The sequence below is a fragment of the Corallococcus sp. CA047B genome (genome assembly GCF_003612065.1).
Classification (GTDB): Bacteria; Myxococcota; Myxococcia; order Myxococcales; family Myxococcaceae; genus Corallococcus; species Corallococcus praedator.
Genome location: NZ_RAWD01000085.1, coordinates 18006 through 30090, shown reverse-complemented (window position 1 = coordinate 30090; position 12085 = coordinate 18006). Strand labels below are relative to the sequence as shown.

Sequence of the window (12085 nt, the reverse complement as noted above, 5' to 3'; positions counted from 1 at the left end):
ATCCCACCCCCATCTCCAACGCCAGATCCACGCCCCCTTCATTGTCTTGCGTGAGGATCCCCACCCGCGCACTGGCCGAAGGCGTCCCCAGCGCGAAGCTCGCGGGCCGCGTGATGTTCTCACCCGCCAGATCCGAGCCGCTCTGGAACGCGACCACCGGAAGCTGAAGGCCGAACTGAAGCCAATTTGTAACGGAATACGCTACAGCCAGATGTGTCGTCGCCCGACTCCCGACAACCCGGAAAGCCTCACCATCCCGTTCAAATAGGAGGGGATCGTGTGCGTACTGCATGGCCACGGTCGCCCGATATTGACCGGCTGGGAGAAGCTGTCCCAGACTCACGACGAGTGAACCCTCCGCGCCAGGGTTCAGCTCCAGCCGCTCCAGCTCGATGCCGGGCAGCGGCGTCTGGGCAAGGGTCGTGGCCGAGGCCAGGACGAGCGACAGCACTTGCAGCTGGCACAGGAGGATCCTTCGTTTCATCGCGCTCCCGGAGGGTATTGCTGGCGTGGGCCCCCGCATCCATGTCGCACCGCGATCCATGGCCCCCGTCCTTGCACAACACCATACCAGGGCCAGGGACAACCAGGACCCTTCGTGAAGAAATGCTTTTTTTGATCCCGCAAGCACTTGCGGACCCGGGCCGCCGCGTGTTTCTAATTTGTCAGGCGATCACCCCTGCTTTCTGCGCAGGTGTCTGGTGACCCCGGGGGCTTCCGTGGCGCGGGAGATACAATGATCGCGAATGCTGCGCTGCTGGCGAACCAGACGGAATTCGACTTCCAGCTCGGGCCGCACACGGCGGACGACATCACCGTCCTGGGCTTCGAAGCGGATGAGACCCTCTCACAGCCCTACTCCATCGAAGTCGCCTTGACGCCGAAGCCAGACGTGGAGCTGGACGACACGGCGCTCCTGGGCAAGGACGCGCGGCTCACCGTGCAGTTGGGGGATGGAACCGCCCGCTTCTTCCATGGCGTCGTCGCCCGCATCGACCGCAGGGACGAAGGCACCGGGCCCCAGCGCCGGCGCTACGGCGTGACGGTGGTGCCGCGCCTGTGGACGCTGCGGCACACGCGCCGCAGCCGCATCTTCCAGGAGCTGACCGTCCCGCAGATCGTGCACAAGGTGCTCGAGCAGGGACAGGTGGAGCACCGGCTGGCGCTCTCCAGCAGCTACCGCAAGCGCGACTACTGCGTGCAGTACCGCGAGTCCGACCTCGACTTCATCTCCCGGCTCCTGGAGGAGGAGGGCATCTTCTACCTCTTCGAGCACGGCGAGGACGCGCACACGCTGGTGCTCGGTGACGCCGCGTCCGCCAACCCGGACATGATTGGCGAGCCGAAGCTCGTCTTCCGCGAGCGCTCCCGGATGGTGGCGGAGAAGGAGTTCGTCCACTCGCTCTGCGCGAAGCTGGAGGTCCAGCCGGGCGCGGTGGCGATGCGGGACTTCAACTTCACCCGCCCCGCGCAGGACCTGGGCGCGACCACCAGCGCCGACGACGGCGAGTCCGCCCTGGAGATCTACGACTACCCGGGCCTCTACGAGGACCCCGGCGCGGGCAAGGCGCTCGCGAAGATCCGCCTGGAGGAGCTGCGCGCCCGGGTGGAGACCGTGTCCGGCGCCAGCTACAGCCGGCGCATCTGCGCGGGCCACACCTTCGAGCTGGCCGAGCACCCGGACAGCGCCCTCAACCGCAAGTACCTGCCCCTCTCCGTGCGGCACACCGGCCACCAGGCCGAGGCCCTGGTGGCCGAGCAGGCTTCGCTGGGCACGAAGGAGGGCTACCTCAACGAATTCCTCTGCCAGCCGGCCACGGTGCCCTTCCGGCCGCTTCGCAGCACGCCCCGCCCCGTCATCCCCGGCGCGCAGACGGCCATCGTCGTGGGCCCCGCCGGGGAGGAGATCCACACCGACTCGCACGGCCGCATCAAGGTCCAGTTCCACTGGGACCGCGAGGGCAAGAGCGACGACAAGAGCTCCTGCTGGATCCGCGTGAGCCAGGCGTGGGCGGGCCCCGGCTGGGGCGCCCTGTACCTGCCGCGCATCGGCCAGGAGGTCGTGGTCGAGTTCCTGGAGGGAGATCCGGACCGGCCCATCATCACCGGCAGCGTCTACAACGGGCAGAACCCGCCGCCCATCGACCTGCCCGCGGAGAAGACGAAGAGCACGCTGCGCTCCAGCTCCAGCCCCGGAGGCGACGGCTTCAACGAGCTGCGCTTCGAGGACGCCGCGGGCTCCGAGGAGGTCTACTTCCACGCCCAGAAGGACCTCAACATCGTCGTCGAGAACGACAAGACGCAGCTGGTGGGCGGCAACGAGACGCTCCTCGTCAAGAAGGACCGCAGCCGCACCATCGAGGGCAACCAGTCCCTCGAGGTGAAGAAGAACGACGACTCCGTGGTGGGCGGCAACCAGGCCCTGGCCGTGACGGGCAACCGGTCCACCACCGTGATGGGCAATCACACCGAAGCGGTGACCGGCGACCAGTCGGTGGCGGTGAGTGGAAACCAGAGCGTGTCCGTCACGCTGGCCTCCGCCGAAACCGTGGGTCTGGGAAAGATGCTCAACGTGGGCGGCGCGCTCGCCGTCACCGTGGGCGCGGCCTTCAATGAACTGGTGGGCGGCCTCAAGTCCGAACAGGTCGGCGGCGCCAAGGTGGAGGTCGTTGGCGCCCGGAAGTCCGAGACCGTCAAAGGCTCACGCAGCCTCCAGGTCGGAGGAGACCTGTCCGAAGAGGTGCAGAAGTCGCGCACCCTGAAGGTGGAGAAGGATCTGCTTTTGAGCGTGGGGGGAAAACTCAATCACGCCGTCAAGGACGCCTACACGCTCTCCGCCAAGGAGATTGCCCTGGTGGCCCAGGAGCAATTCACCTTGAAGGTCGGGTCCGCCACCCTCCAGGTGAAGAAGAACGGAGACGTGGTCATCAAGGGCGCGAAGATTGAAGTCACCGCGAGCGGCGACGTGATCATCAAGGGCTCGAAGATCTCCGAGAACTAGGCCGCCATTGCCTTCCAGACGCAGCCGTTCCTCCATCCAATGATGCGCACCCAGGAATTCCTCACGCGCGCCATGCCGCTTCTCGTCTGCTTCGTGGCCTCGCTGACGGCCACGGGGTGCGTGAAACGCGTGGCCCAGCAATGCGAGACGCCGCCCCCCTTCCACGTGGTGCTCAACGTCTCCGAACAGGTCAATCCAGATCCCCGGGGGCGCTCGCTGCCCACGGTGGTGCGGGTCCTCCAGCTCAAGGACAGCGCCCGGCTGGAGCGCGCCAGCTTCCGCGACCTGTGGGGCCGCGCGGAGGACCTGCTCAAGGATGATCTGCTCCAGTCCGCGGAGTTCGTCGTCGCGCCCGGCCAGACGAACCAGCGCTGGTTGCAGCGCGACCCCAAGGCCCACTTCGTGCTGACCATGGGCCACTTCCGCCAGCCGCTGGGCTACTCGTGGCGCACGGTGGCGGTGCTGCCGCCGGTGCCGGAAGAGCAGTGCGTGGAGCGTCCCGCGGGCGGGGACCTGGGGGCGCCCAAGCAGGGCGACCAGGAGCTGAGATACCGCCTGCAGGGCTACCAGATCGACCTTCTGCTCCAGCCGCCCATGTCCACCTGGGTGCCGGAGCCTTCGCAGCAGCCATCCCCCGGTGTGACGCCGGAGCCCCGGAGAGGTGCATGAAGTCCCCTCAACGCGTCGTGTGGTCGGAGGGCATGTTCATGAGCCCCCACCACCTCCAGCAGATGGACATCTACCACGAGGCCCTGCTGGACACGCGGCTGGGCTCGCTGGAGCCGTACCCGTGGGGCGTGGTGTCCCAGTCGTTCGACATGGAGTCGCTGCGCGCGGGCCTGGTGCAGCTCTCCAGCTTCACCGGCATCCTCCCGGACGGCCTGCCCGTGTCGCTGCAGAGTGGCGACCCGGAGGCCCCGGCCGCGCGTCCCGCGGACGGCGCCTTTCCTCCCGCCCAGCGCGTGCTGGACGTGTTCATCGGCGTGCCGCGTGAGCGCAGCGGCGTGGAGAGCTACGGCGGCACGGACAAGGTGGGCGGCAGCCCGCGCTACACCCCGTCCACCCGGCCCATCAGCGACCTCACGTCGTCCACCTCCATCGTCCCGGTGTCCTTCGGCCAGCGCAACGTGCGGCTGCTCTTCGGCACCGAGCAGCGGGACGACTACGAGGCCATCAAGATCGCGGAGCTGGAGCGGGACAAGGCCGGCAACCTGACGCTGGTCCCCTCGTACATCCCGCCGTGCCTGCGCATCGACGCGTCCTCGTCCATCACGAACGAGCTGCGCACGCTCCTGCGGCTGCTGGTGTCCAAGCAGCGGCAGCTGTCCTCGCGCCGCCGGCACCGGGACGCGTCCGCGCTGGAGTTCACCGCGTCGGACGTGACGCTCTTCCTGGAGCTCAACGCGCTCAACGGCATCATCCCCGTGGTGCAGCACGCGCTGGACGCGGGCAACCTGCGGCCGCAGTCGCTGTACCTGCTGCTCAGCCAGTTCGCGGGGCAGCTGTGCACCTTCGCGGTGAACGCGGATCCGTCCACCCTGCCCGCCTTCCAGTTCATCAACCTGCGCGCCACCTTCGAGGAGCTGTTCCGGCGCATCGGGGAGCTGATGCACGCGGTGGCGCTGGAGCAGTGCCTCACCGTCGCGATGGAGGCCGGCGCGGACCGGCTCTTCCGAGGGAAGCTGGAGGACGAGCGGCTGGAGCGGTGCGGCCAGTTCCTGCTCACCATCCGCAGCGACCTGCCGGAGAAGGTGGTCGCCGAACAGCTTCCGAAGCTGTCCAAGATGGCCAGCTGGGGCGACATCCAGGGCCTGGTGCAGGCCGCCGCCCCCGGCGTGCCCCTGGAGGTGACGTACCGCCCGCCGCCGGAGGTGCCGGTGCGGCCGGGGGTCGTCTACTTCACGCTCGCGCTTCAGGACGGCTACTGGAAGAACGCCCTGCGCGACCGGACGCTCGCGCTCTACCTGCCGCAGCCCTTCGACGTGGGCACCACCAGCGTGGAACTGCTCGCCGTCCCCACCTCCAACCGCTAGCCCCTTTCGACCGGACGCTCCTTCAAGCGTCCCGGCATGGCCGCCCTCCCATGGACCGAGTCAACGAAGCCACCAAGGATTGCCTCGACGCCGCCATCCAGCTCCGACGTTCGGACGCTGCCTCGGTGGCTCCGCCGGAGAAGCTGCACTTCCAGCTTCGCGGGGTCGTGGACGAACTGCTGCGCCGCTCCGCCGTGCTGGGCTTCAGTCACCAGGACGCCCAGGACATGGCCTACGCGCTGGTCGCGCTGCTGGACGAAGTGGTGCTGGGCAAGCCGGAGCCCTACCGGCAGTTCTGGATGAGCCACCTGCTCCAGTTGCACTACTTCAACGAGAACGTGGCCGGTGACGGCTTCTTCAGCCGGTTGCACGCCGTGCGCAAGGACCCGCACCGCGCGGACGTCCTGCGCGTCTACTACCTCTGCATGCTCTTCGGCTTCCAGGGCCGCTACCGCATCCGCGGCGGCGAGCTGGAGCTGATGACGCTCATCGACACCGTGGCGAAGGACCTCCAGCGCGCGCGGCCGTTCGACTTCGACGTGCTGTCGCCGCACGGTGAGCGTCCCACCGAGGCGCTGTTCTCCGCGCGCAAGAAGGCCTCCATCGTGTCCATCGCCGCGGGGGCGCTGGTGGCCGCGCTGCTGATGTACGGCGGGCTGCTCTTCAGCCTCGATAACACCCTGAAGATGTTCATGAAGGACATCGAGCTCCACGTGGCGAAGAACGCCAACGGAGGCGCTGCCCCGTGATCGCCTACCTCCTCTTCTTCATGGCGCTGCTGGGCCTGGGCGGGGCCGCCATCCTCAAGCTGCACCTGCCGCCGCTCTGGGTCGCGATCGCCGTCGCCAGCGTGACGCTGCTCGTGCTGGGCGGCGCGTGGATCGTCAAGCGCATCCGCGCCCGGAAGGCGGCCAAGAACCTGGAGGGCGCCCTCCAGCAGCAGGCCGCGGAAGAGCTCAAGACGGTGCGGCCGGATCTCCAACCGGAGATCAAGGCGATGCAGGCGGAGTTCACCAAGGCGGTGGAGGCGCTCAAGACCTCCAAGCTGTCGCGCGGCGGCAAGGACGCGCTGGCGGTGCTGCCCTGGTACCTCATCGTCGGCCCGCCGGGCGCCGGCAAGAGCACGGCGCTGCGCAACTCCGGGCTGAAGTTCCCCTACCTGTCCTCCAGCAAGGGCGGCGGCGTCCGGGGCGTGGGCGGCACGCGCAACTGCGACTGGTGGCTCACCAACGAGGCCGTCATCCTCGATACGGCGGGCCGCTACGTCGCCAGCGAGGACGAGCGTCCGGAGTGGCTCGCCTTCCTCGACACGCTGATCAAACACCGCCCGCGCCGGCCCATCAACGGCCTCATCGTGGCGGTGAGCATCGACGAGCTGTTGACCATGGACCCGCAGGCCGCGGGCGAGCTGGGCCAGGGCATCCGTGAGCGCCTGGATGAAATCACCTCCCGGCTGCGGATGCTGGTGCCCGTCTACCTGATGGTCACCAAGTGCGACCTGCTGCCCGGCTTCGTGGAGATGTTCTCCGACCTGCCCCGCTCCGAGCGCGGACAGCTCTGGGGCTTCACCATCCCCATGGACGCGCAGAAGGAGGCGTCCACGGAGCTGCTGTTGCAGCGCTTCGATGAACTCACGGCGGTGCTGGAGCAGCGCTCCATCAAGCGCATCGGCGAGGAGCGTCAGCAGGAGACGCGCGAGCGCATCCACCAGTTCCCCCAGAAGTTCGACGCGCTCCGCAAGACGCTGTCGGAGTTCGTCCAGCCGCTCTTCCTGGAGAACATCTTCCAGGACACGCCGGTGTTCCGAGGCCTGTACTTCACCAGCGCCACCCAGGACGTGCGCTCGGTGGAGCTGGTGGCGCCCTCCGCGGGCGACGTGTTCGGAACGACCAACGGGCGCCCGCAGGCGGAGACCACCGCCGAGGGCCGCAGCTACTTCCTCTGGGACGTCTTCACGAAGGTGATGTTCCTGGACCAGAAGGTCGCCGTGCGCAGCTCGGCGGAGGAGCTGCGGCTGCGCAAGCGGCGGCTCGCGCTGGCGGGCGCGGCCTTCGCGGCGACGGCGCTGGTGCTGTGCCTGCCCACCCTCTCCTTCTTCAAGAACCGGGAGCTGGCGCAGGAGGTGCGCGACGCCATCACGGCGGTGAACTCCGACCGCAAGGACGACATCAGTCGCGTGCAGGACCTCACGCCGCTGCGCAAGCAGCTCCAGGCCCTCACCCAGCACCGCACCGAGGGCGTCCCGCTGTGGATGCGCTTCGGCATGTACAAGGGCGACCAGCTCTTCCCCGTGGCGCAGTCGTTCTACGACTCGGCGCTGCGCCGCGTGCTGCTGGGGCTCCAGTACGAGCGCATCCAGCAGAGCCTGATGCTCTTCTCCCAGAACCAGACGCGCCTGGACTGGAAGCCCAGCTCGGAGGACTACCGCAAGCACTTCGAGGACCTGAAGATGTACCTGCTCATCACCCAGCCGCGAGCCCAGGGGGAGCCGGAGCTCGACGAGGCCCACCGCGAGTGGCTGGTGCGCAAGATGGTGGAGCACTGGACCAACGTGAAGGGCACGACTGGCCAGGTGGACCTCGAGCAGACCATCAGCAAGCACGCCGCGACGTACATCCGCATGCTCGCGGAGGAGCCGGACCGGCTGGCCTTCCCACGCGATGAGCGCGTGGTGCGCGCGGCCCGCCGGGCGCTCAACCGCGTGCCGCTGGCCACGCTGGAGCTGGAGCAGATCATCGCCGACGCCAGCCGGGAGTACCCCGAGGTCGCGCTGGAGGAGCTGGTGGGGGCGGTCCCCGCCATCCACGCCGGCAAGCGCATCCGAGGCGCCTTCACGAAGAACGCGTGGGAGAACGTGGTGAAGCCCCGCCTCGCCACCGCCTTCGAGAACCGCCAGACGTGGGTGCTCGACCGGGACTCGGCGGAGGACGAGAAGGCCACGCGCGCCCAGCTGCGCACGAACTACTTCGAGTCCTACATCCAGGAGTGGTTCGACTTCCTGCGCTCCATCCGCGTCCAGGAGCCCAAGGACCTGGACCAGACGCAGGAGCTGGTCGACAGCCTCCTGCGCGGCAACCCGGCCCCGTACGTGCGCCTCTTCGATGCCGTCCGTCACAACGTGCAGTTGGAGAAGAAGGCCGCCGGCGCCCAGGAGGACACGGCGCCGAACTGGGTGCAGCGGCTGATGGGGTCGGAGAAGGACGACGCGACGAAGAGCGCCGCGAAGCTCGTCGACGAGCGCTCCCCCACGGGCGTGCAGGAGCTGATGCCGCGTGACGTGGAGCGGGCCTTCGCGCCGCTCATCGTCTTCACCACGCAGAAGAACAAGACCGACGACAAGGAAGAGAGCCCCACGGCGCTCGAGCTCTACCAGGACCACCTCGCGGTCGTGCAGAACACGCTGCTCGCCGTGAAGGAGAAGCCCGCGGAGTCGCGCCTGCTGCTTGATCGCATCAAGCAGACGCGGGAGGCGGTGGAGCTGCTCATCCGCAAGCAGGAGAGCGGCGCCGCCATCCTGGAGCGGCTGTTGCTGCCGCCGCTGCGGGACGTGCACGTCATCGTCTACAAGGGCGTCGCGAACGGCAAGAGCCGGCTGTGGTGCGAGCAGATCGTCAAACCCTACGAGCAGCTCATGGCCGGCCGCTACCCGTTCGCCCGGGCCTCGCTCCTCGAAGCGCCGTTGCCGGAGGTGGCGGACTACCTGCGCCTGGAGGGCGGCGCCATCCGCAAGTTCTACCGCGAGCAGCTCCTGGAGGACGTGGCCCCCAAGGGCCGCAAGTGGGAGTTCGTGTCCCCGCAGAGCGGAGCCAACTACCAGCCGGAGCTGCTGACCTTCCTGGAGAAGAGCGGCGTGCTGGCGAGCACGCTCTTCACGGGGGACTCCGTGGAGCCGCTGGTGCGCTTCCAGGTCCGCATCCGCGCGGGCACGTCCGCGGACAACGCCGCGTCGGAGATCTCCGCGGTCTCCTTCACGCTCGACGGCACGGATGAGACGTACCGCAACGGCCCGGACACGGTGTGGAAGCCCATGACCTGGCCCGGGCAGGCCGGCAAGCTCGGGGCGCACATCCACGTCGAGCACGCGTCCGGGGCCACGGGCGACATCGACGAGCCCGGCGAGTGGGGCCTCTTCCGCCTGCTGGAGCGGGTGAAGCGCATCGAGCCCAGCGCGGACGGCCGCTACTTCACCGCCACCTGGGAGATGGAGGACATGAAGGGCGCGCTCGTCTCCATCGACATCCGTCCGGAGCGCACCAGCAACCCGTTCTTCGGCCTGTCCGGCAACAAGGGCAAGCTGATGCACATCTTCCGTGACCCCGGCCTGCAGCCCCCCCGGGGCATCGCGCGCGGGGACACGGACTGCGGCGGCAATCACCTCGTGGCGCAGGACGGGCCTCCCTGATGAGGGTGGTCCCGCCCGCACATCGGATCGGCCTGCTCGGCAAGACGCCACGGCACGCGGAGTTCGTCCGGCACAACACGGCCAGCCCCCTCGCCCAGCAGCTCCACCGCTGGCTGGAGGAGGGCATGGCCCGCGTGCAGCGCGCACGCGCGGAGCTGCCCGCGACGCCGCACCGCTTCGTCTTCACCGCGCCGGGGCATCCGAGCGCGTTGGTGGGCGTCGTCACCGCGAGCGCGGACAGCGTGGGCCGGGGCTTCCCCCTGGCCGTCTTCACCGAGCTGCCCGCCACGGAGCTGGCGGACCGGTACGCATTGCTGCCGGAGGCGTTCGAAGCCTTCCTCCGGGCGGGCACCGAGCTGGTCCAGGACGCGCCCCGACTGGGCATCCCCGAGCTGCTGGAGCGGGCGGCCCAGCTGCGCCTGCCCCGTCCCAGCGACTTCAAGCTGGCCGAGCGGCTGCGCGCCACCATCCTTTCGGAGCACTCCTGCGCGGAGCTGCTCCAGCCCGTGTGCACGGACGCATCCGCTGAAGGCCGCTACTACGCGCTGCACACCTTCCTCACCGCGTGCGAGGGCGAGCGCCACCGCGAGCAGGGACTGGCCCAGGTGGTCCTGGACTGCCCGCTGGACGGACGCCTGGGCCCGGTGGCCTGGCTGGAGCTGGCATCGCGGCTGTTGCGCTGGCCGTCCACGGCGCCGGGGTTCCTCTGGTCGGAGGGAGACCGGCCCCGGCTGCTCCTGTGCCTGGGCGCGCCGTCGGCCGCCCTCCTCCTGTACGTGGCCCAGCCCGACCTCGCGAGCGCGCAGCTCTGGCCGCTCAAGACCCAGCGCACCGCCGCGCTCGCCAGCGCGAAGCGGGCCCTGAGCCCTGCGCAGCGCGAGGTGCTCGACGCGTCCACCAGCTCCATTGAACAGCTCCTGCGCGCCGTCGCACGGAAGGTCTGACACCCGCCATGACCGCCTCCGCTGAACTCCTTCGCGCGCGCACCCGTCCCTGGCTGGAGCCCATCTCCGAGGACAAGCCGTCCGGCGTGCAGGCGAAGCACGACCCGGCCTACGAGGCCGTGTCCACGGAGGTCGCCAAGCTCGAGTCGCCCGCCAGCGACGCGGTGGACTGGGCCGGCGTCGTGCGGGGCTCCGGCCAGCTGCTCCAGCACACCACCAAGGACCTGTGGCTCGCGTCCTACCTCGCCTACGGGATGTACATGACGGAGGGCCTGTCCGGCGCCCTCACCGGCATGGTCGTGCTGGCGGAAGTCACCGACCAGTACTGGCCCACCCTCTTCCCGGACGCGAAGCGCCTGCGCGGCCGGGCGAACGCGGTGACCTGGTTCGTGGAGCGCATGGGCCGCGTGCTCCCCTCCGTGAAAGTGACCGCCGCCGACAGCGACCTCCTGGGCCAGCTCTCGGAAGCGGCCGCGCGGCTCGCGGAGCTGTCGCGCGCCCGCTTCGAGGGACAGGGCCCTGCCTTCGGGCCATTGCTGGAAGGGGTGATGCGGCTGCGAGCGTCGCTCCAGACGCCCGAACCCGCGCCAGTCCCCGTCGCCGCGCCCACGGCGCCCACGCCCGCGCAGCCTCCAGTGGCCGCGCAGGCTCCGGCGCCCGCGCTCTCCCTGCCCCCGCCCTCCGCGGAGCTGGCGAGCCCCGAGGCCGCGACGGACTTCCTGCGCAACGTCGGTGGCTCGCTCGTGAGCGCGGCGGGCCTGGTGCGACGCGCGAACACCGCGGACCCGCTCGCCTACCGGATGCTCCGCACGGGCCTGTGGCTGCACCTGTCGCAGCCGCCCGCGCCGGGCGCCAACGCGCGCACCTCGCTGCCGCCCTTCCCGCCCGCGCTGCGCGAGCGGTTGGAGCGCATGGCCACCCACGCCCGGTGGGCGGAGCTGCTGGAAGAAGCCGAGTCCGCGCTGGTGCAGCACCGCTTCGCGCTGGAGTTGCAGCGCCACGTCGCGAACGCGCTGGCGGGCCTGGGCGCGACCCACGCGGGTGCGCGCGAGGCGCTGGTGATGGAGCTGGCGGCGCTGCTGCGCCGGATGCCCGGGGTGGTGGACCTGGTGGCGTCGGACGGCACGCCCCTGACGGATGCCGCGACGAAGCAGTGGCTCCAGACGGAGGTGGTGCCCCGGGCTTCGCCCGCGAGCCAGCCCGCCGGCACAACACCCCGGGCCGCACGCATCTCCCTGCCCGCCCCCCAATTCGAGACGCCCGCCACCGGCACCAGCGCGGCCCTGCAGGAAGAGGCCCGCGTCCTGCTGGAAGCAGGCAAACCGGAAGAGGCCCTCCAGCGCCTCCAAAGCGCGGTGAACGCAGCCACCACGGGACGGGCCCGCTTCATCGCGCGCCTGTCCCTGGCACGCATGTGTGCCAACTCCGGCAATCTCTTACTCGCGCGGACGCTGTATGAGCTGCTCGATGAGGAATGCAGCGCACGGCAGCTGGATGCGTGGGATCCCGCGCTCGCGGCCGCGTGCCTTGAGGGATTCCTGACCTGCACCTTTGCCCAGACAAATTTCACTGGGCGTCTGGAAATGGACTTACACCTTCGTTATCGTCGTCTCGCGCAACTCGATGCACCGGCCGCGTTGCGCGTGCGCGTCGAACGATTGGAAGCGACTGCGGAGTCCGCCCCGGACACGACCGCGTCCTAACC

Annotated in this window: 7 protein-coding genes and 1 pseudogene; 7 read left to right on the top strand and 1 reads right to left on the bottom strand. The window is 69.4% G+C overall.

All coding sequences use genetic code 11. The annotated features are described in order from the left end of the window. Nucleotides 1–484: pseudogene (locus D7X74_RS15825) on the bottom strand (OmpA family protein); the annotation flags it as partial. 252 nt (nucleotides 485–736) lie between these two features. Between D7X74_RS15825 and tssI the strand changes: the two are divergent. The 7 genes from tssI to tssA all read left to right on the top strand — a co-directional run bounded on the left by tssI (nucleotide 737) and on the right by tssA (nucleotide 12083). Then, complete coding sequence (tssI, locus tag D7X74_RS15820; RefSeq protein WP_120533797.1) at nucleotides 737–3001, top strand: type VI secretion system tip protein VgrG; 2265 nt, start codon at nucleotides 737–739, stop codon at nucleotides 2999–3001. 72 nt (nucleotides 3002–3073) lie between these two features. Continuing rightward, complete coding sequence (gene tssJ / locus D7X74_RS15815) at nucleotides 3074–3670, top strand: type VI secretion system lipoprotein TssJ (RefSeq protein WP_120533799.1); 597 nt, start codon at nucleotides 3074–3076, stop codon at nucleotides 3668–3670. Further along, nucleotides 3667–5034, top strand: coding sequence for a type VI secretion system baseplate subunit TssK (tssK, locus tag D7X74_RS15810; protein ID WP_120533796.1), 1368 nt, complete (start codon nucleotides 3667–3669; stop codon nucleotides 5032–5034). The genes tssJ and tssK overlap by 4 nt, the downstream gene beginning before the upstream one ends. Before the next feature lie 50 nt (nucleotides 5035–5084). Next, complete coding sequence (locus tag D7X74_RS15805; RefSeq protein WP_120533795.1) at nucleotides 5085–5783, top strand: DotU family type IV/VI secretion system protein; 699 nt, start codon at nucleotides 5085–5087, stop codon at nucleotides 5781–5783. After that, entirely contained in the window at nucleotides 5780–9436 is a 3657-nt protein-coding gene (gene tssM, locus D7X74_RS15800; RefSeq protein ID WP_120533794.1) for a type VI secretion system membrane subunit TssM, read from the top strand. The genes D7X74_RS15805 and tssM overlap by 4 nt, the downstream gene beginning before the upstream one ends. Next, the gene (gene tagF, locus D7X74_RS15795) at nucleotides 9436–10380 is read left to right on the top strand and encodes a type VI secretion system-associated protein TagF (RefSeq protein ID WP_120533793.1); all 945 of its coding nucleotides are present in this window, start codon (nucleotides 9436–9438) and stop codon (nucleotides 10378–10380) included. The genes tssM and tagF overlap by 1 nt, the downstream gene beginning before the upstream one ends. An 8-nt stretch (nucleotides 10381–10388) precedes the next feature. After that, on the top strand, nucleotides 10389–12083 hold the full coding sequence (gene tssA / locus D7X74_RS15790; protein WP_120533792.1) for a type VI secretion system protein TssA: 1695 nt from the start codon (nucleotides 10389–10391) through the stop codon (nucleotides 12081–12083). The last annotated feature ends 2 nt before the right edge of the window (nucleotides 12084–12085 follow it).